Consider the following 20,913-nt stretch of genomic DNA (forward strand, 5'->3'; position numbering starts at 1 on the left):
GGTATTTAAATTCATTGCCCGGATTGTTAACCGGGCTTTTGATCACGCATCAAACGCGAAGGATTCGCTCACCCCGGCCAATGCCGGAGCTGCCCGTACGGACAGTTTCCAGAATGGCAGTGCGGTCAATCGACTCCAGGAATGCATCCAGCTTGGATTTGTTGCCAGTCAACTCGATGGTGTAGCTTTTTTCGGTGACATCAATGATTCGACCACGGAAAATGTCCGCAGTGCGCTTCAATTCCTCACGCTCCTTGCCAACCGCCCGCAATTTTACCAGCATCAGTTCACGTTCAATATGCGCACCATCACTTAGATCCACCACTTTGACCACTTCAATCAAGCGGTTAAGGTGTTTGGTGATCTGCTCAATGATGTCATCGGAGCCCACGGTCACAATTGTCATGCGTGACAAAGTTTCGTCTTCCGTAGGGGCCACGGTCAATGTCTCAATGTTGTAGCCACGAGCAGAGAAAAGCCCTACCACGCGGGACAACGCGCCTGGTTCGTTCTCGAGGAGAACGGAAATAATGTGTCTCATATTTGCCATCTCCTATTACAGTTCTTCCGAACCCAGCAGCATTTCAGACAGACCCTTGCCAGCTTTCACCATGGGCCACACGTTTTCAGTGCGGTCGGTGATGAAGTCCATGAACACCAAACGGTCTTTGTACTTGCCAAAAGCCTCGCGCAGCGCCGGCTCCACATCGGATGGCTTGGTGATCTGCATGCCAATGTGACCATAGGCTTCCACAAGCTTCACGAAGTCCGGCAATGCGTCCATGTAGCTTTCGGAATAACGCGAACCGTAATCCAGCTGCTGCCATTGACGAACCATGCCAAGGTAACGGTTGTTCAGGTTCACGATTTTGGGCGTAAAGTGATACTGGAAACAGGTCGACAATTCCTGGATGTTCATCTGGATAGATGCTTCACCGGTAATACACGCCACCTGGGCATCAGGGTTGGCCATTTGGACGCCCATGGCGTAAGGCAAACCCACACCCATCGTGCCCAAACCACCGGAATTGATCCATCGACGAGGCTTGTTGAACTTGTAATATTGCGCCGCCCACATTTGGTGCTGGCCAACGTCGGATGTAATGAATGCATCGCCGTTGGTGACTTCCCAAAGCTTTTCAACCACAAACTGAGGTTTAATCAGCTCATCAGACTTGGCGTAATCTAGGCACTTGCGTCCGCGCCACTTCTCCACCTGCTCCCACCAGCTCTGCAGCTTGCCCTGGTCAACACGCTTGCCACTTTCCTCAAGCAACTGAATCAAATCAACCAGTACATCTTTGATGTTGCCAACGATAGGCACATCCACTTTTACGCGCTTGGAAATGGAAGACGGGTCGATGTCGATGTGAATGATTTTGCGCGGGATTGACGCGAAATCCTTGGGGTTACCAATCACACGATCGTCAAAACGAGCGCCGACAGCGATCAGCACATCGCAATTTTGCATGGCCAAATTGGCCTCGTAGGTGCCGTGCATGCCAGGCATGCCCACGAATTTCTTGTCGCTGGCCTTGAATGCACCCAAACCCATCAACGTATTGGTGGTTGGCGCACCAACCCACTCCACCAGACGAGTCAGTTCAGCAGAGGCATCACCCAAAATAACACCACCGCCGGAATAGATCATGGGGCGCTCGGCCTCCAGAATCATTTGCACGGCTTTTTTGATTTGACCCTGATGGCCTTTGACCACCGGGTTGTACGAGCGCATTTTGACTGGCTCGGAATAATCAAATGTGGTTTTGTGAATGGTGATGTCTTTGGGGATATCCACCAGCACAGGGCCTGGGCGGCCTGTACGGGCGATGTAAAACGCTTCTTTCATGACACGCGCCAAGTCTTTCACATCCTTCACAAGGAAGTTGTGCTTGACGCAGGGGCGTGTAATACCCACGGTGTCGCATTCCTGGAATGCGTCTTGACCAATCGCGTGCGTAGGCACCTGACCAGACAAAATCACCATAGGAATCGAATCCATGTAGGCCGTTGCAATGCCAGTAACAGCATTGGTCAGACCTGGGCCGGATGTAACGAGACAGACACCCACCTTGTCGCTTGAACGCGAGTAGGCATCGGCTGCATGTACAGCAGCTTGTTCGTGACGTACCAGAATGTGTTCGAAACCGTCTTGCTTGAAGATGGCATCGTAAATGTAGAGTACTGCTCCGCCTGGGTAACCGAAAACGTGCTTGACGCCTTCCTCTTCCAGACATTTGACAACGATTTCCGCGCCGGTATATTCCATTTTAAAAAATCCTGACAAAATCCACGGGACATTGGTCGGATGCCGTCCTGGATCGCATTGCCGTGGGGCACAGGCTTTTTGAAGATGAACAACCTTGTGGGTGTGGACATGTCGCAAAGCGCTGGCGATCACAACCCGATTATGTCGGGCAGGTTGGCCATGGGCTTCTGAGCCACAAGCTCAGCGCCCTAGCGCGTCTTTCGCTAAAACAACAAGGGTATGCTGATTAACTAGAGACAAAAACAGGGTAGAACGAGATCTTAGTGCGAAGCCTGCCGTGGGTCAAGAAAAAAGCTTGTGGCTTTGATATCATGCCGTATTGTTAAATATTGCGAATCATTCTCGCTTCGACCCAAAACCCTCTGACACCACCTCGACACACACATTTATGGCCAGCACGCGAGAATTAGAGGATTTTTTGAGAGAGGTGTCGCACAGGGCTTATCGACAGGCTTTTTTTGCCGTAAAAAATGAAGAAAGTGCCATGGATCTGGTACAGGAAAGCATGATGAAGCTCTCCGACAAGTACGGTGACAAGCCAAAAGAAGAGCTGCCAATGCTGTTCACCCGCATTTTGCAGAACACGATCCTTGACTATCACCGCCGCCAGAAGGTCCGAAATACCTGGACAACACTTTTTTCCAGTTTTCAGAAGAAAGACGAAGAAGACTACGACGTGCTTGAAAACCTTCTCGCACAGGATGAATCTCAGAATGCGAGCGCTCAGGACGAGATTGAACAGTCACAGAATATGGCCGCCATCGAAGAAGCCATCGCAAATTTGCCAGAGCGTCAACGCCAGGCATTCATCTTGCGTTATTGGGAAGAGATGGACTTGGCAGAAACGGCAGAGATCATGGGATGTTCTGAAGGCAGTGTAAAAACGCATTGCTCCAGAGCGACAAAGGCATTGGCACAGGTATTGAGGCAACAGGGGTTTCGGGAATGAATGAAGATCGGCTAACCGCAAGTGTAGTAAAAAGGCTACTTGATGAGTCGGCGAGTCAGGTTCCGCCCCACATTCAGGACCGCCTCAATCTGGCTATTGCCAAATCCGTGCAACTCCACTCGGAGAAACATGGATCGCAAAGTCATGCGAAGCAAATTAAGAATAATTCCAATCACGGCTCGATCGGTGGTTGGTTTCAGCAGGTTTCAGAGTGGTTTAACCGTCCGGCCTTGTCCATGGCCGTGAGCGCGTTGTTTATCGCAGGTGCCGCGTTCGGTGTTGCGCAGTTTGGTCTGGAAAACTCGGATGCACGTATTTCTGAAACAGCTGATCTCGACGCAGCCATCCTGTCGGATGATCTGCCACCGGACGCCTACCTTGACAAGGGCTTCATCAACTACGCAACAGAGCTGGAAAAGAACAACCCAATTCCAGCTGAAGACGGAATTGAACAGTGGATGGATTCCTTGCCCGCCGACTTCACTACATCGATCTAGTCAAAGAGGATAGAACGATATGGTTGCGACTCGAATTTACTCCGGAATGTGGACTTTGGGCCTTGTATTCGTGCTGGCCCTCCAGAGCACTGACGCGCTGGCCGATACAGACTGGTCTGAGTTGTCGCCCAAGCAGCAGGAGTTGCTAGCCCCACTCAAGGGCGACTGGAATTCAATGACCGATGCGCAACAGGAGCGCTGGCTTAAAGTCGGACGCAAGTATGAGAATGAGCCTGAGGATCGCCAGGCCATCATGCGGGAACGGGTCAGCACCTGGAGCGAGCTAAGCCCTCGGGAAAAGGCAGCCGCGCGCGAGAACTACAAGGCATTGAAGGAAAAACGTCAGGGTGAGCGAAATTCAAGCTGGAACAGCTACCAAAGCCTCGACCCCAAAAAACGGGATGAATTCAAGGGTAAAAAACCATAAAACCGGAGCCTGTTTGGATGCCGCGACCATACCGTGGAATCGGCAGACGATAAAATACCGGAATGGAACGACTCATTGACAACGGGCTGATCAGCCCCAGCAGAAAACGCCGATTTGCGAGCATGCTGTACGAAAGCATGCTGCTGTTCGGCGTTTTATTCATTGCTGGCTACTTCTTCGATACACTGACCCAAAGCCGACATGCCTTATACCTCCGTGAGGCCCGTCAGTGGTGGTTTTTTGCCGTGCTTGGCTTGTATTTTGTGTGGTTTTGGCGCCATGGGGGCCAAACCCTTGCCATGAAAACCTGGCATATTCGATTGGTCAAGGAAAACGGGGAGCGTGTTGGGGTGGCTCAAGCCATACTGCGCTATGTGCTGTGCTGGTTTTTCAATTTAACAGGCATTGCCTTCGTTTATTCATTCTTTGACAAGAATGGGCAGTTTCCTCAAGACCGTCTGGCGAAAACCTTGCTGGTTTCAACCAAACCGCGCGAACGTGGCATTGAAGAAGTGATGCGTCACGACTAATCGCTCAACAAGTTCACCGCGTTCTGCAACCGAATCCAGTCTGCCTCTGACTTTGGCGACCCACATCGCAGGATGCACTCATCTGCGAGATAGATACGCACCAATATCCCCATGTGTTCGAGATCGGCAGCCCACTGCTCGTTGTTGGGGTGGGCAAAACTGATAAAGTAGCCACCTTTGTGAATTTTGACATGCTCGCCCAGTCGAACTCGCCAAAGTGACTCCAAACGAGCACACAACGCTTCGAGACGAATCAGCTGTTCGGCCCGCCAGCCTTCTGCTGCAAAGTACTGCAGCGCCAGCCACCATTGCGGTGAGGAAACAGCTTGTGTGCCCACTTCATTGAGCAGTGCTGTACACACAGCCTTGGGCCCGCAAACAAAAGCCAGATTGGCCCCAGCCAGACCTGAAAAAGGAGCTACAGAACGAAGAACGATGGCGGGCTCGGCTTCAATAAATGACGCATATGAATCTTCACCGGTCCAATCCAGGTATGCCTCGTCCAAAATAAGCCAACCACCCTGCGCGCGCAGTCTCCTGGCGAGAGGCTTGATTTGCTGGATGCTGATCATTTGACATGTAGGATTCACCGGGCGCCCCAGCACCACCACATCGCATTCCGGAATGTCGCCCTGCAGTACAAGATCAACAGGCCAGTCGAGGACCACGTGATTGGCTCTTCGAAAACGTTTGTCCCATTGGTCAAAACTGGGCTCTGCCAAAACCACTCTCATAGACCCATACCAAGTCTGAAACAAGCGCGAGAGTGCTGAAATACCGCTTTCTATACCAGTTACCGCCAACACCGATTCGCACTCAAAAAAACGGGCTGCCTCCCGATGAAAACGTGAGCGCAGGTGCTCTGGGCTGGCCCACACGGAAGCTGGCATGTCAGGCAAGACCAACTCAAAAGGAGCAACGGAACCTGAAAGATCTAATTTGGCCTGTTGAATGACGCTGGTTTCAATGCGCATCCGATGTTTCCAGATGCACAGGGAAGCCCCACAAACGTTCCACTTGCGCGAGTGTTTTCTCTGCCTCATCCATATTCAACGGTCTGCCTCGACGGCTCATGTGGGTGAGCGTGAGGGATCGATCGGTCATGCGGGCATAGGAAGTCACTTGTATGTCGGGAACCATGCTTTCCCGGGAGTACTGGTTTGCCAACAGGGTGCGGATTCGCTTGTAACCCTCGTCGTTGTGAATGGCATCGATAAACAGTTCGCTTTCAGTTTTGTGATCTGCGATTGCAAACAAACGGAAGTCTCGAATGACCTTGGGGGACAAAAACTGGCGGATGAATGATTCATCCTTGAAATTGCGCATGGCAAAGTCAACCGCTTTTAACCAGTTGCCACTGCCAGCCAGTTCGGGGAACCAGCGCCTGTCTTCCTCAGTGGGACTTTCACACATGCGGCGAATGTCGCTGAAAATGGCAAAACCGAGGGCGTAGGGGTTCAGGGCCCTGAAGCGTCCATCACGCGAATCGGGCTGAAACACCACATTGGTGTGAGACGTCAGAAATTCGAGCATGAATCCATCGGATACAAGTTTCTCGTCGTACAGGGTATTGAGCAAGGTGTAATGCCAAAAGCTGGCCCAACCTTCGTTCATCACCTTGGTTTGACCTTGCGGATAAAAGTACTGAGACATTTTGCGAACGATGCGTACCAGTTCGCGTTCCCAGTCGCGCAGTTTGGGCGCTTCTTTCTCGACAAAGTACAGAATGTTTTCGACAGGCTCGCGGGGGTAGTTGTCTTGCCGACGCTCAATTTGAGCCGCCTCGAACGGCGACACCTTGGCCATGATTTCATCGTACTGGCGGCGCTTTTCTTCAGCCAGATCGTCGCGCTTTACTTTCAGTGACGCCTCGGACTCAAAGCGTCGCTTGTAACGATCCACACCGAAATGCTGGATGGCATGCGCAGCGTCAAGCACTTCTTCAACCGCATCAATGCCATATTTTTCTTCGCACTCCATGACGTATTTCTTGGCAAATACCAGGTAATCAATGATTGCATCGGCCTGGGTCCATTGCCGAAACAGGTAGTTGCCCTTGAAGAAGGAATTGTGTCCATAGCAGGCATGGGCAATCACCAGTGTCTGCATGGTCATGGTGTTCTCTTCCATGAGATAGGAAATGCAGGGGTTGGAATTGATCACCACTTCGTAGGCCAGGTTTTGCTGCCCGGTCTCATAGAGATGCTCGTTGACCGAAAAGGATTTGCCGTAACTCCAGTGTGGATACATCACGGGCATGGCACCACTGGAATACGCATCCAGCATTTGCTCGGCACTGATCACTTCAATTTGATTGGGAAAGGTGTCAAGTTTGTATTTGTTGGCTGCAATGTCGTGAAGCTGCGTGTCAATGTCACGCAGCAGATCAAATGTCCACTCATTGCCGGCAAGGTCAAGTTGCTGGGCCATTGTTGCTACTCCTAGCGCCCAAAGGCGACTTCTTTCTTCTCAAACAAACCACGAAACACGGGGTAAATGTCACGACGGTTAAACAACTTGCGCATGGCAAAGTGACCGGCGAAGCTGTCTTCGAGCCGCTCAAAACTCTCCCATAGGTCCGACGCACGGGCCATGCCGAACATGGGTGTTGGCATGGTTTCGACGTAAGCGTAGTAACGCACATGCGGCATGATTTTGGAAGAGAGGTACTCCGCGCTGGCCCGGGCATCACGGGAGGTTGCGTCGCCATCCGAGGCTTGTGCAACGTAAACATTCCACGCACTGCCCGGATAGCGCGTCTCGATGATGTGATGCATTAACTCCATGGCGGGCATGATTTCCGTACCCCCACTTTTTTTGCCATAGAAGAAGTCTTCCTCGCTGACCTCCTCCGCTTCATCGGTGTGACGAATAAAAACCAGCTTCACTTCCTCGTACTTGCGAGTGAGGAACAGGTAAAGCAGTGTGTAAAACCGTTTGGCCAGGTCTTTCTTGGCCTCATCCATTGAAGCAGAGACATCCATCAGGCAGAAAATCACCGCGTTGGTGGAAGGCTCGGGGTAGGTGACGCGGTTGCGGTAGCGCAGGTCGACTTCGTCAAGAAAAGGCACATAGGGCTTCTTCTTCACATCCTCGAGAAGATCAAGCTGCCCTTTCTCGTCCTCGTCATCGTCCTCATCATCGCCCCTGGGCTCGAGCGCGACGCGACGCATGAGCGAGGCCTTCATGGTTCGAAGCACCGATAGCGAGGTAGGTGCGCCCGTGCGGGAGTAACCCGCATTTCGGCTTTTCATCCGCTTAACCGATGAAATTTCCCGTTTCAGCAGTTCTGGCAATTCAAGATCGTCGAAATACAGATTCAGGAATTCTTCGCGGGACAACACAAAGGTGAATCCGTCCTCACCCTCGCCCTTGCCGGGCTTTCCACCACCCTGCCCTTCGCCACCGCCACCGGGTCGTGGTATGCGGTCGCCCGGAACGAAATCGCGATTACCTGGAACTACATGCTCGACATCACCACCCTGGCCAAAAATAAAGGTCGGTTCAGACACTTCGCGGGTGGGAATACGCACTTTCACACGCCCATCGCCGCTGACGTCAGAAATTGACGACTCACCTGCCACGTCCGCGACCGCTTTTTTCAGCTGCGTTTTGTAACGCCGAATAAAGCGCTCGCGGTTAGGCAAGCTTCTGTTTTTGCCGTTGAGCCTGCGATCAATAATGGTTGAATCGCCCATGGCAAACTCCCTATGCGTTTTGCGTGATCAGGACGCCTTTTTCACGCGCAAATGCCATTCCACCAACAAACGAACCTGTTTTTCGGTGTAGCCCTTGGCCACCATTCGATCCACAAAGTTCTCGTGCTTTTCCTGGCTTTCCTTCGAGCCTTTGTGATCGAAAGAAATAACAGGCAGCAAATCCTCGGTTTTCGAAAACATACTGCGCTCGATCACTTCACGTAATTTTTCGTAGCTGGTCCACGCGGGCATGGTGCCGGAATTGCTGGCCTGAGCCCGCAATACAAAGTTGACTACCTCATTGCGGAAGTCCTTCGGATTGGCGATGCCTGCGGGCTTTTCTATGCGATTCAGCTCTTCGTTCAGCGAGTCCCGATCGAAAATTTGTCCAGTGGCCGGGTCACGGAACTCCTCGTTCTGAATCCATTTGTCAGCAAACTGTATGTAACGCTCGAAGAGGTTTTGTCCATACTCGCTGTAGCTTTCCAAATAAGCGGTCTGAATTTCCTTGGCGACAAATTCAGCGTACTTGGGAGTCAGGTAGCTCTTGATGAAATCAAGGTATTTGCGGGTTTGCTCCTCGGGCAAGTTGTCTTTAATCACTTGTTGTTCAAGCACGTACAACAAATGCACTGGATTGGCTGCCACCTCATGGTGGTCGAAGTTGAACACTTTGGACAGCACTTTGTAAGCCCAACGGGTGGATGAGCCATTCATACCCTCGTCGGGTCCGGACTGGTCACGATACTCCTGTATCGGCTTGGCATGGGGGTCGACGTCTTTCAGGTTTTCACCGTCGTACACACGCATTTTGCTGAACAGATTGCTGTTGGCAGGCTCTTTCAAACGAGTCAGTACACTGAACTGCGCCATCATGTTCAGCGTTCCGGGTGCGCATGGTGCCTTGTTCAGCGAAGAATTCTCCAACAATTTCTCGTAAATCTTCACTTCTTCGGATACACGAAGGCAGTAAGGCACCTTCACGATGTAAACGCGGTCCAGAAACGCTTCATTAGTTTTGTTGTTGCGGAACTGTTGCCATTCCGACTCGTTGCTGTGCGCCAAAATAATGCCGTCAAAAGGAATCGAACCGAAACCTTCTGTGCCCTTGAAGTTGCGTTCTTGCGTGGCGGTGAGCAAGGGATGCAGCATTTTGATGGGTGCCTTGAACATTTCAACAAATTCAAGCAAACCCTGGTTGGCCAGGCATAGGCCTCCACTGAAACTGTAGGCATCGGGATCGTCCTGGCTGAACTGGTTCAACATGCGAATGTCGACCTTGCCCACCAGTGCTGAAATATCCTGATTGTTTTCGTCGCCGGGTTCGGTTTTTGCAATGGCAATTTGATTCAAGGTGGACGGCATCAAGCGAACCACCCGGAACTTGCGCAGATCGCCACCAAATTCAGCCAGGCGCTTGGTGGCCCAAGGGCTGGCAATCCCGGTCAAATAACGGCGAGGAATGCCATACTTGTCTTCAAGCGAGGCGCCAAACTGTGCTGGATCGAATAAACCCAATGGAGATTCGTTAATAGGCGAACCTTTCAAGGCGTAGATGGGTTGCTGCTCCATCAAGGCTTTTAGGCGTTCAGCCAAGGAAGATTTTGCACTGCCCACAGGGCCTAACAGATAAAGCACCTGTTTGCGTTCTTCAAGACCCTGGGCGGCATGGCGGAAATAGGCGACGATGTTTTCAATCACCTCCTCCATGCCGTAGAACTCTTTGAACGACGGATAACGGCGCACCACCCGGTTGGCGAAAATACGAGACAAACGAGGATCGTGACGGGTGTTGATGACTTCGGGTTCGCCAATGGCATGCAGCATGCGCTCAGCCGCGCTGGCGTATGTGAGGGGGTCGGCTTTGCACAGATCGAGGTATTCTTCGAGGCTCATCTCGGTTTGCTGCAAAGCTGCAAAACGAGACTGAAACTGACCGAAAATGTCAGAATCGCTGGAATTCAAATCACGCGGTTCAAGCTCTGTGTTCATGATGTCCTCCTGCACAACGCTTCTTTGCCTTTTGCTTCGGCCGTGAACCTATTTCGCGCCCAAAGCGTTCACTTTCATCTCTCGAAAAAGTTGCAAAAAACAGGCCAGCTTGTTTGTTTACATTTTTGTGCTGTTTTGGTGCTTGCAACACTTTCCTTTTCACTTTGTCGTTACCACTATCTCCTGATCGACTGGGCCATCAAACCCCTGAAGCGGTTAAAGCCTCTCTTTTGTTTAGACGCCAGACTGTTTGAGAAATTGCACTTTTCTGAACTTTTTGTTGCACTTGCTCTTCCATAAACTCCAGCACATTCATGACCACGCCCTTTTTGGCCAACACGCCAGGCATGTCATCAAGGCGGTACTGTTTGCGCAGCAGTTCAAACATGGGTTTGTCGATGGCGATCGACTTGCCCTGTTGAATATGTGACGCGATCGCCTTGATTAATTCCTTTTGAGTATCAATTTCAGAGAGCTTGCTGAACTCGAGCACAAAGCCGTGTTTACGCAAACGATTCACAAACCTGGATTGTTTTAACCGCCCAGAAAGCACAACTGTCATTTCAATGGGCAAACCCGCCATGCGCTGCAGATAATTTTCATGAAGCAAGGTTGGGAACACAATAAGGTTGCCACCCGAATCGCCCAGATGATCCATGTTTTCTATACGTGGCAAATGTTTGCCCGGAACCTTCAACAGCAGCTGAGCGCGAAGCACCACATACGGTTGCTTGAACAACCACAGGCCCAAAACCACCACATTGATGGCAGTGACTGCGGTGAACACCCAGAGCACCTCGCCTTTCATGGCCAGCAAAATGGCGATGGCGAACCCGGCGGAAACCACCATGAAAAAAGAATTGATGATGTTGTTGGCCGACACCACCCGCGAGCGGCTTTCTTTGGGCGCAAAGGCTTGCATGGTGGCGTACAGGGGAACGCTGTACAAACCCACGCCAACACTGATCAATACAAATAGCCCGAGCACGGCCAGGTTGTTCAGTTGACTAAAAAATTCGACCACAGTTTGTTGATCCGGATTGGTTTGATAGGTCACCAGCACACCATGCAGCAATACACCAGCCAGAATCATCACGACCAGGCCCCACAACACCAAACCCATTTCGATGCGCTTTCGAGACCATTTTTCGCACAAAAATGCGCCAATACCCAACCCAACGGTAAACGCGAAAAGCAGCACAGTGGCCACACCCGGGCTGGCATTGAGCAGGGTTTTCGACAACAGCGGGAACTGGGTCAAATAGGTTGCCCCCACAAACCAAAGCCAGGAAATTCCAAGCAAGGCTGGCCAGACTTTGGGTAAATTGGTTGCGAAACTGACATTGCGCCATGTTTCCGTAAACAAGTTCCAATTCACCTTCAGGTCGGGCGAATGGGACGGAGTCAAAGGCATACGCTGCGCTTGGTATACGCCCAACAAGGCCACCACAAAACCAAACCCGCACACGATGTAAACAGCGACATCGCCGGCCTCTTGGCTCATCAAACTACCGGCAGCGATTGTCCCCAGCAAAATGGCCATGAATGTTGCGGACTCGACCAAGGCGTTGCCCATGACCAGCTCGCTTGACTTGAGTTGTTCGGGCAAATAAGCGTATTTTGCGGGACCAAAAAATGCAGATTGGGTACCCAGCAAAAATACACCAAGGATGAGCAGTTCAACGGAATTCAATAAAAAGCCAGCAGCGGTGATCAGCACGATGGGTGGCTCAAGCCATTTGGCCAATCGCATGACTTTGGTTTTATCGAATTTGTCGGCAAGTTGTCCGCTGGTGGCGGAGAAAATGACAAAGGGGAGAATGAACAGTGCCGCAATCAGATTGATGAGCAAACCGGGCGAAAAACTGCCGCGAAGTGCATCGTTGTAGGTGACTGCAAGCGTAACCGCGAATTTCAAAAGGTTGTCGTTGAACGCGCCGAGAAACTGCGTCCAGAAGAATGCGCCAAAACGATTGTCACGAATCAATTCAATTGCCATGTATTCAGCATAGCGCAAAAAATTCTGAACGAGTAACAAAAAAGGCCCCGCTTTCGCGAGGCCTTTCGATGTTTTCGCTACAACAAAATATAGCGAGAAAACTTGCCCTTTAAAATCAAGCAGCTGCCTTGTACTCCGTGACTGGCTTGGCTTCAATGATCTCGTCAGGAATTTGACCGTTGGTACGCAAGTAGTCTTTGCTGAAGTCGTCGGTCAGGATCGCATCGAAACGAATTGGTTCGTACTCGCGAATACCTTGGGCCAGATCGGGGCTGATCAGGTTCTTGGCCACAGCGTCTTTCAACTGGGCTTCCAGACCTTCTCCCACCACCTTGCCTGATGACACCGCCTTCAGGAAGTTGCTGTAACCGGGCTCGATGGACAACAGTTTGTCGGCAGCCTCCAGAATGCGACCAGTTGGGTCGGACAAGCCTTCGCCTACAAACACTTTGTCGAGCAAGCGATTTGCGAAAGCATTGCGAGTCATCAGGAGTTCTGCCACTTCGGCGTTCACCTTGTCGCTAGGGCCTTTGGTTTTGCCCATGCCCAATGGATAGGCCACGAAGTTCAGCAGCTTGCCAACGGCTTTGTTGGGGAAGTTGCGGTTGAACTCGGTCAATGCCTTGTCGATTTCAAACAAGGAGTCTTCAATCGCCCACTGCGCGTGTGGCAGTTCATCGGCCAAACGGCCATTGGTTTCAAAGTACTTCAGCACGGCTGTGGCCATGTACAGGTGGCTGAGCACGTCACCCAAACGGGCCGACAAACGCTCGCGGCGCTTCAGTTCACCGCCCAATACACCCATGGCCACGTCGGCTGTGAATGCCAGGGCGGCAGAGCGACGCTCAATGGCTTTTGCATAATCAGCCATTGGGCCGCTCACGGGGCTTTTCGCCAAACGGTTGCCGGTCAGGCCCAACACCAGAGCACGCATGGCACGGTTGAAAATGTGACCCAAGTGACCAAAGAAAGCGGTGTCGAAATCACGCAGACCCTCTTCTTTGTTCGGGTTTTGGGCTGCCTGCATTTCTTTCAGCACCCAGGGATGACAACGGATTGCACCCTGACCAAATACGATCAGGTTACGCGTCATGATGTTCGCGCCTTCAACAGTAATGGCAACTGGCATGGCTTGGTAAGCCTGACCCAGGTAGTTGCGTGGGCCAAGAATTACCGTACGACCACCGTGTACGTCCATGGAGCGTAGAATGATTTCTCGCATCATTTCAGTCATGTGGTACTTCATCATGGCGGTGACAACGGACGGTGCACATTCAGCACAAGCTGTTGCTGTCAACACGCGTGACGCTTCCAGTTTGTAGGTCAAGCCACCGATTTTGCCGGTTGCCTCCTGAACGCCTTCAAAACGACCAATTGGCATTTTGAATTGGCGACGAATTCGGGCGTAGGCGCCAGTGGCCAGGTACATGCCCCAACCGGAAGCAGCAGACAGCGCTGGCAATGAAATACCACGGCCTGCTGACAAACATTCAACCAGCATTCTCCAACCCTTGCCGGCCATTTCTCGGCCACCAATGATGGAAGTCAGCGGAATGTAAACGTCGTTACCGATGATGGGGCCGTTCATGAACACCGCGCCCGGGAAGTGGCGGCGGCCAATTTGTACATTGGGTGTGTCGGCTGGCAGCAAGGCGCAGGTAATACCGTAGTCGACCTTGTTTTTGTCGCCCAACAAACCTTCTGGATCTTTCAGCTTGAATGCCAAACCAACCACAGTGGCCACGGGTGCCAAGGTGATATAGCGCTTGCTGAAATTCAATACGATGCCCAACTCTTCTTTCCCGTTTACCACGCGCTTGACAACCACGCCGGTGTCAGGGATTGCGGATGCGTCAGAGCCGACTTCAGGACCGGTCAAGCCGAAACATGGAATTTCACGGCCGTCTACCAAGCGAGGCAACCAATAGTCTTTCTGTTCTTGCGTGCCGTAGTGCATGATCAGTTCGCCTGGGCCCAAGGAGTTGGGAACCATCACGGTCACTGACGCTGTCAGGGAGCGGGTCGCAATTTTCGCAACCACGCAGCTTTGTGCGTAGGGAGAGAAACCCAAACCGCCATGTTCTTTGGCGATCAACATGGCGAAGAACTTCTTCTTGCCCATGAAATCCCACACTTCTTGAGGCAGGTCTTTCAGCTCGAAGGTGATTTTCCAGTCGTCGAGCATTTTGCACAGTTCTTCGGTCTCGTTTTCTAGAAAAGACTTTTCATCGGCTGTCAGCTCGGTGTACTTCACATTCATCAACTTTGACCAGTCAGGCTTGCCACCAAACATTTCGGCTTCCCACCAAGTGTCACCTGCCTCAAGCGCATCCTTTTCAGTTGGACTCATGGCTGGCAGGGCCTTGCTGAAGGCCTTGAAGATTGGTGCGGTCAACACGCCACGGCGCAGGCCGGGCACGTTAAGTACCACAGCGATCGGCAGGTAAATTGCGGCAAACACAATGAGGCCCAACTCACCGAGACCACCCAAGGCATAGAAACCCAGAGCAGCCGCACCAATGGCGGCGGTGAAGGTCAGCAGGTTTGCACCGCTGTACACGAGGCCGATCAGCACAACTGCTGAAAAAACGGCGAAAAGTGAATTTGACATGTTTATACCCCTTGAATGTCATCAAAGTTACTTCAAAGTTACTGAGGCGTAACATGCGCTTTCAGTGAACAACTGTCAACCTCATTGCACCAAAAAAACAGCGACTTTTCTAGAGCCTCAATTCGAAAAAAATCAATGATTTACATTGCACCGCAACATAATTTCAATGAAGCCCGACGAAGAAGCAGTGCACGCAAGGATTTGGAAGAATCACAGATTAAGTGCGACGCAACACAGATGATTTCAGTCAAAGCAGGTATTTGACGAGATTTCACAAGCCCCCAATCAAGCGCCACGCAGTTGCCTCATCGGGCTAACAAGCGCGCCAATTAACCGATACACTTCAACCCATGCAGTACAACATCCACAAAAAAAGTGAGGGACATATGGCAGTTAACGTGAATGTAAAAATCGAAAAATCGTTCAAAGTGGCATGCAGTGCCAAAAAAGCGTTTGACCAATTGGCAGATGTCGCCGACACCGTGGCTTTGTTTCCCAAACTGGACAAAATAGTTGACCTTGGCGATGCAGTGTGGCGCTGGGAAATGGCAAAAATTGGTGCCGCGGGCATTTCACACCAAGTGAAATATGCGGTGAAGTACACCAACGATGGAAAATCGAAAATTGACTGGAACCCGGTTCCAGGTGAAGGCAATGCCACTGTTGCAGGCGGCTGGGTCATTAAGGAAGACGGCCCCAAGGCATGTACAATCTCGTTCCGCTCCACTGGCGAGTTCGAAATGCCGGTGCCCCGTCTAATGAAGGGGATTGCCGAAGGTATCGTGAAGTCGGAATTCGATGCACAGGTTGGAACATTTCTGGATCGCGTGAAAGCCAAACTGGAATCTTGAACAAAACAATGAGGGAGCCCTTTGGAGGGCTCCAAGCGCTTTAGGAGACGCAATGCCCTGGATGATCTACGGTGCCAATGGTTACACCGGTGAAATGATTGCACGCGAAGCGGCCAAACGCGGCATGCGGCCCATTTTGGCTGGCCGCAACGAGGCCGCAGTGACGGCGTTGGCCAACAAGCTGAGCCTGCCCAGCAGAGTTTTTTCGTTGAATGACGAGACCGCCTTGCTTGAAGGGTTGAATGAAGTTGACCTGGTTTTGCATTGCGCTGGTCCCTTTTCGGAGACAGCCGAGCCGATGATGATGGCTTGTCTGCAAACCAAAACACACTACCTTGACATCACGGGTGAAATTTCGGTGTTCGAACTTGCTCAATCACTGAGTGGCAAAGCACGCAAACAAAAAATTGTGCTGTGCCCGGGTGTGGGCTTCGATGTGATTCCAACAGATTGCGTTGCTGCCCGCCTGCACGAGTTGTTGCCAGATGCCACACACTTGGCGCTTGGTTTTGATTCCCGCAGTGGCTTGTCTGCCGGCACTGCGAAAACCACCGTCGAGGCCATGAAGCTGGGTGGCCGCATTCGTGAAGACGGTGAAATCAAGGCCGTTGGTTTGGGCTACAACACTCGTGAAATCAATTTTGGCAACGGCACCAAGTTTGCTGTCACCATTCCGTGGGGTGATGTGTCTACTGCATTTCACAGTACCGGCATTCGCAACATTGAGGTGTACATCCCGTCGTCACCAAAATCGGTGCGGATGATGCGTGCTGCAAACCTGGCCCGCCCTATTCTGGGCATGTCTCTGGTTCAGGGAATTCTGAAAAAACAGGCTGGGAAAGTAGAAGGCCCCAACGAAGAACAACGCGCGAAAATGCCTGCGTATGTGTGGGGTGAGGCCACGAATGCCGAAGGTAAAAAGGTGGTTGCCCGGGTAAAAACTGCCAATGGATATTCTTTGACCGTCATGGGATCACTGGCCGTGGCCAGCTTCATCTTGATGGAGAAGAACGTGGCCGGTGGCGCCTACACACCTTCAAAACTGATGGGCAGCGATTTGGTAGAACGTTTGGATGGTTGCGGAAAGATCCAGATTTTCGAGCAATAACCCCAAGCAGCCTGTATTAAAACAAAACCCCTTGCAGCGTAGAGCCACAAGGGGTTTTGTGCTTTCGCGGTCAGAAAGAATTACTTCTGAAATTCTTCGCGTTGAATTTTCCAGGCACCGCTGGCCTTGGACAAGGTCAGTACCTTGATGCCGGAGTCGTTGTAGCGGTTCGATGAATAGTCTTGTTTGAACTTGACTGTGGCCAAGGCCTCGGACTGAACATCAATTTGAACATCGGACACGCTAACCGAGATGGTTTCCTTGTCGGACAAACGCGCACGACGCTGGCTTTCCCAAGCAGCGCGGGATTTCTTTCCATGCTCAAAGGTATCTGCATAAAAACCGAGATATCCATTCGCATCTTTAGACGACCAGGCGGCAGCCCAGTTGCTCAACATGTCGTTAATCGCAGCAGCGTCACCCACATCAGCACCCACAGCCAAACTGGGCTCGGGGGCCATCACCTCGCCAGCGCTGGCTTCTGGTGCAACAACCGCAGAGGCATCCACCGCAGGTGCCTCGACAGGTGCATCAGCCACGGGTGCAGGCGGTGGAGTCAATGGCGCCAAACGCACCACTTTTTGATCTTTGAAGTAAACAGCATAGGGCACAAACTCTTCGCTGGCGCCCTGACCTTTTTTCAGCACATAGTCCCAGCGATCGTCTTGGTCTTTCGCGCTCAGCATGGGCATGCCCAATCGGTTTTGAACCTGAAGCGGCGACATGCCCAGCTTGATGCGGGCCAGATCGATATTGGTGATGAAATCACGCGGACCAACATGCTCAAAATCAGAGTCGAGGTACTCGGGAATATCTTTGATACCTGTAATTGATCCGCAAGCGGCCAAAACAGTCACTGACAAAGCCAAGGCCGCGGTTTTGATAATACGAGAAGTGCCGATGCGATCAAATGTACTCAAAGTTGTCTCCCTTTGATGTGTATTGTGTAGAAGTCGTCTGATAATAATGGAATGTAGCAAGCCTAACTGAGAAAGGGGCTCGAAAACCGAATGTCTACGCGCATCTTAACCAATGCCACTCTATTTGGTAAACACCCGTATACATTTGGATTGCGCTTACAATGCCAGTACTCAACGTTTACGATAGCAATGCGTGATTAAAAATCAACGTCTATAGTAATTGACTATTAAGCTTCACGAGCAACACACAGGATTAACACTATGAACACCACCATCATTGGCAGCGGCGTGGCCGCATGGACATTGGTTCGGGAACTTCGCAAAGCAGATCCCGAGGCTCAAATTCGCTTGATTACTGCTGACAGCGGTGACTTCTACTCCAAGCCCATGCTCAGCAATGCATTGGCCAGTGGCAAAACAGCCGAGAGCCTGGTGATGACGCCTGCTGCAAAATTTGCCGAACAACAGAAAGTTGAACTGGTGCCCAACGCCACAGTGAGCGCGGTGGATTCTGAATCGCGCAGACTGACAAGCAGCGCAGGCGAGTTCAGCTACGACAACTTGGTATTGGCTCTGGGTGCCGACACCATCAAACTGCCGATTGAAGGCGATGGCGCAGGCGACGTGATTAGCGTGAATGACTTGAATGATTATGCAGAATTTCGAAAACTGCTGGAAGGCAAGAAAGAAGTGGCCGTGTTGGGTGCAGGCCTGATCGGTTGCGAATTTGCCAACGATTTGCTGAAGGCTGACATTCACACCACTGTGTTTGACTTGGCTGACCGTCCCCTGGCCCGCCTTTTGCCCGAACAAGCCAGCACCTTCATGCAAAACAAACTGGCCGAAAAAGGCGTGAGCTGGAAACTGGGGCGTACCGTAAACAGCATCGTGAAGAGCGGGGCTGGCTACACACTGACGGATTCCAATGGCGAAACAACCCAAGCAGATTTGGTGTTGTCCGCGGTTGGTTTAAAGCCACGCACTGAACTGGCTAAAAATGCTGGCATTACCGTGGCGCGCGGCATCGTGGTAAACAGCCTTGGCCAAACCAGCAACAACAACATTTATGCCTTGGGTGATTGTGCAGAATACCTGGGCAAGTTCGTATTGCCATACATTATGCCCGTGATGCAAGCGGCACGAGCCATGGCACAAACACTGGCTGGCAAGCCCACTGAAATCAAATTCCCTGCAATGCCGGTGAGTATTAAAACGCCCGATTGCCCTGCGGTGGTTAACCCACCCCTGCCCGAGCATGAAGGCGAGTGGGAAATTACAGCCGACGAGAATGGCGTGAAGGCCTTGTTTAAAGGCGCAGATGGCGCGCTGCTGGGCATGGCATTGCTGGGTGAGGCCAGCAAAGAACGCCAAGCTTTAACCCCCCAACTGCCTGCGATGATTTAAAATTGCGGCAACGTTAAACCTATTGAATTGGAAACCGAATGGCCCAGTACGTCTACAGCATGAACCGCGTGGGGAAAATTGTTCCCCCCAAGCGCCAGATTTTGAAAAATATTTCGCTGAGCTTTTTCCCCGGCGCGAAAATTGGTGTGCTGGGCTTGAACGGCTCTGGCAAATCCACACTGCTGAAAATTATGGCGGGTGTCGACAAAGACATTGAAGGCGAAGCCGTGCCCATGCCCAATTTGAACATTGGGTACCTAAGCCAGGAACCCGAACTGAACCCCGAGCACACCGTGCGCCAAGCCGTTGAAGAAGGTTTGGGCGAACTGGGCATGGCCCAGCAAAAGCTGGAGGAAATTTACGCCGCCTACGCCGACCCAGAAGCGGACTTTGACAAACTGGCTGAAGAACAAGCCAAGTGGGAAGCAGTGATTGCAGCGGCTGGTAACGATGCAGAGCACCTGATGGAAATTGCTGCTGATTCGTTACGCCTGCCCCCCTGGGAAGCCATAGTTGGCACGCTTTCCGGCGGTGAAAAGCGCCGGGTGGCTTTGTGTCGCCTGTTGATGAGCAAGCCCGACATGTTGTTGCTGGACGAACCCACCAACCACCTGGATGCTGAATCGGTGCACTGGCTTGAGCAGTTCCTGCACAAGTTCCCAGGTACTGTGGTGGCTGTTACCCACGACCGCTACTTTTTGGACAATGCCGCCGAGTGGATTCTTGAACTGGACCGCGGATCTGGCATTCCATGGAAAGGCAACTACAGTTCCTGGCTGGACCAGAAACAGGATCGCTTAAAGCAAGAAGAAAGCAGCGAAAGCGCACGCCAGAAAGCCTTGAAAAAAGAACTGGAATGGGTTCGCCAAAACCCCAAAGGACGACAGGCGAAATCGAAAGCGCGTATTGCACGCTTTGAAGAATTGTCTAGCCACGAATACCAGAAGCGCAACGAGACACAGGAAATTTTTATTCCCGTGGCCGAGCGCTTGGGCAATGAGGTGATCGAGTTTGAAAATGTGAGCAAAGCCTTCGGCGACCGCTTGCTGATTGACAACCTCAGCTTCAAGATTCCACCGGGTGCAATTGTGGGTGTAATCGGCCCTAACGGTGCCGGTAAATCAACCCTGTTCAAGATGATTGCAGGTAAAGAGCAGCCCACGAGTGGCACGATCAAGATTGGTTCAACAGTGCGCATGGCTGTTGTGGACCAGGCCCGCGATTCACTGCCCAACGACAAAACAGTGTTCGATGGCGTGGCCGATGGTGCAGACATTCTGACCGTGGGCAAATTTGAAATGCCATCAAGGGCTTATCTGGGGCGTTTCAACTTCAAGGGTGGCGACCAGCAAAAACTGATTGGCAATTTGTCCGGTGGTGAGCGTGGTCGCTTGCATTTGGCCAAAACCCTGATTTCCGGCGGTAACGTGTTGCTGCTGGACGAACCATCAAACGACCTGGACGTGGAAACACTGCGCTCGCTGGAAGATGCGCTGCTGGAATTTGCGGGCACTGTGCTGGTGACCTCGCACGACCGCTGGTTCCTGGACCGTATTGCCACCCACATTCTTTCCTGTGAAGGCGATTCGCAATGGGTGTTCTTTGACGGCAACTTCCAGGAATACGAAGCTGACAAGGTGAAGCGACTGGGTGAAGAA

Annotated in this window: 18 protein-coding genes; 9 read left to right on the top strand and 9 right to left on the bottom strand. The window is 51.8% G+C overall.

Features of this window, described 5'->3' with window-relative positions; all coding sequences use genetic code 11:
* Positions 1–49 precede the first annotated feature (49 nt).
* Both ilvN and A0129_RS10965 read right to left on the bottom strand, forming a co-directional pair.
* Positions 50–541 (bottom strand): acetolactate synthase small subunit, encoded by a 492-nt coding sequence (gene ilvN / locus A0129_RS10960; protein ID WP_105029844.1) that lies wholly within the window; start codon positions 539–541, stop codon positions 50–52.
* 15 nt (positions 542–556) lie between these two features.
* On the bottom strand, positions 557–2,269 hold the full coding sequence (locus A0129_RS10965) for an acetolactate synthase 3 catalytic subunit (protein ID WP_291714929.1): 1,713 nt from the start codon (positions 2,267–2,269) through the stop codon (positions 557–559).
* 39 nt (positions 2,270–2,308) lie between these two features.
* On the opposite strand from A0129_RS10965, the gene A0129_RS10970 reads away from it, so the two are divergent.
* The 5 genes from A0129_RS10970 (at position 2,309) to A0129_RS10990 (ending at position 4,672) form a co-directional block, all read left to right on the top strand.
* Positions 2,309–2,440 (top strand): hypothetical protein, encoded by a 132-nt coding sequence (locus A0129_RS10970; protein ID WP_008251157.1) that lies wholly within the window; start codon positions 2,309–2,311, stop codon positions 2,438–2,440.
* 217 nt (positions 2,441–2,657) lie between these two features.
* Positions 2,658–3,218: an RNA polymerase sigma factor gene (locus tag A0129_RS10975; protein ID WP_008251156.1), complete on the top strand. Its 561-nt coding sequence runs from the start codon at positions 2,658–2,660 to the stop codon at positions 3,216–3,218.
* Positions 3,215–3,715: a DUF3619 family protein gene (locus A0129_RS10980; RefSeq protein WP_291714932.1), complete on the top strand. Its 501-nt coding sequence runs from the start codon at positions 3,215–3,217 to the stop codon at positions 3,713–3,715. Before A0129_RS10975 ends, A0129_RS10980 begins: the two co-directional genes overlap by 4 nt.
* Before the next feature lie 19 nt (positions 3,716–3,734).
* Positions 3,735–4,142, top strand: a complete 408-nt coding sequence (locus A0129_RS10985; protein WP_291714933.1) for a DUF3106 domain-containing protein — start codon at positions 3,735–3,737, stop codon at positions 4,140–4,142.
* Between the two features lie 62 nt (positions 4,143–4,204).
* Positions 4,205–4,672 carry an RDD family protein gene (locus A0129_RS10990; RefSeq protein ID WP_291714935.1) on the top strand — a complete coding sequence of 156 codons (468 nt, stop codon included), beginning with the start codon at positions 4,205–4,207 and terminating at the stop codon, positions 4,670–4,672.
* Here A0129_RS10990 and A0129_RS10995 read toward each other — a convergent pair.
* From A0129_RS10995 to A0129_RS11020, 6 genes are all read right to left on the bottom strand, one after another.
* The gene (locus A0129_RS10995; protein ID WP_291714937.1) at positions 4,669–5,646 is read right to left on the bottom strand and encodes an aminotransferase class I/II-fold pyridoxal phosphate-dependent enzyme; all 978 of its coding nucleotides are present in this window, start codon (positions 5,644–5,646) and stop codon (positions 4,669–4,671) included. The genes A0129_RS10990 and A0129_RS10995 overlap by 4 nt on opposite strands.
* The gene (locus tag A0129_RS11000) at positions 5,636–7,102 is read right to left on the bottom strand and encodes a SpoVR family protein (RefSeq protein ID WP_291714939.1); all 1,467 of its coding nucleotides are present in this window, start codon (positions 7,100–7,102) and stop codon (positions 5,636–5,638) included. Before A0129_RS11000 ends, A0129_RS10995 begins: the two co-directional genes overlap by 11 nt.
* Positions 7,103–7,113: 11 nt before the next feature.
* Entirely contained in the window at positions 7,114–8,370 is a 1,257-nt protein-coding gene (locus tag A0129_RS11005) for a YeaH/YhbH family protein (protein WP_291714941.1), read from the bottom strand.
* Between the two features lie 27 nt (positions 8,371–8,397).
* The gene (locus A0129_RS11010; RefSeq protein WP_291714943.1) at positions 8,398–10,362 is read right to left on the bottom strand and encodes a PrkA family serine protein kinase; all 1,965 of its coding nucleotides are present in this window, start codon (positions 10,360–10,362) and stop codon (positions 8,398–8,400) included.
* Positions 10,363–10,561: 199 nt separating this feature from the next.
* Positions 10,562–12,361 carry an MFS transporter gene (locus A0129_RS11015; RefSeq protein WP_291714945.1) on the bottom strand — a complete coding sequence of 600 codons (1,800 nt, stop codon included), beginning with the start codon at positions 12,359–12,361 and terminating at the stop codon, positions 10,562–10,564.
* 115 nt (positions 12,362–12,476) lie between these two features.
* Positions 12,477–14,972 carry an acyl-CoA dehydrogenase gene (locus A0129_RS11020; protein WP_291714947.1) on the bottom strand — a complete coding sequence of 832 codons (2,496 nt, stop codon included), beginning with the start codon at positions 14,970–14,972 and terminating at the stop codon, positions 12,477–12,479.
* A 386-nt stretch (positions 14,973–15,358) separates the two neighbouring features.
* Here A0129_RS11020 and A0129_RS11025 point away from each other — a divergent pair, with 386 nt between their 5' ends.
* Both A0129_RS11025 and A0129_RS11030 read left to right on the top strand, forming a co-directional pair.
* Positions 15,359–15,823, top strand: a complete 465-nt coding sequence (locus tag A0129_RS11025) for an SRPBCC family protein (protein WP_291714948.1) — start codon at positions 15,359–15,361, stop codon at positions 15,821–15,823.
* A gap of 52 nt (positions 15,824–15,875) precedes the next feature.
* Complete coding sequence (locus A0129_RS11030; RefSeq protein WP_291714950.1) at positions 15,876–16,931, top strand: trans-acting enoyl reductase family protein; 1,056 nt, start codon at positions 15,876–15,878, stop codon at positions 16,929–16,931.
* Positions 16,932–17,011: 80 nt separating this feature from the next.
* Here the strand turns inward: A0129_RS11030 and bamE are convergent, their stop codons facing one another.
* Positions 17,012–17,851, bottom strand: coding sequence for an outer membrane protein assembly factor BamE (bamE, locus tag A0129_RS11035; protein ID WP_291714951.1), 840 nt, complete (start codon positions 17,849–17,851; stop codon positions 17,012–17,014).
* A 261-nt stretch (positions 17,852–18,112) separates the two neighbouring features.
* Here bamE and A0129_RS11040 point away from each other — a divergent pair, with 261 nt between their 5' ends.
* Positions 18,113–19,255 (top strand): FAD-dependent oxidoreductase, encoded by a 1,143-nt coding sequence (locus tag A0129_RS11040; protein ID WP_291714953.1) that lies wholly within the window; start codon positions 18,113–18,115, stop codon positions 19,253–19,255.
* Positions 19,256–19,293: 38 nt separating this feature from the next.
* A partial coding sequence (ettA, locus tag A0129_RS11045; protein WP_291714955.1) for an energy-dependent translational throttle protein EttA occupies positions 19,294–20,913 on the top strand: 1,620 nt, incomplete at its 3' end.

The organism is Limnobacter sp. CACIAM 66H1, assembly GCF_001601825.1.
Classification (GTDB): Bacteria; Pseudomonadota; Gammaproteobacteria; order Burkholderiales; family Burkholderiaceae_B; genus Limnobacter.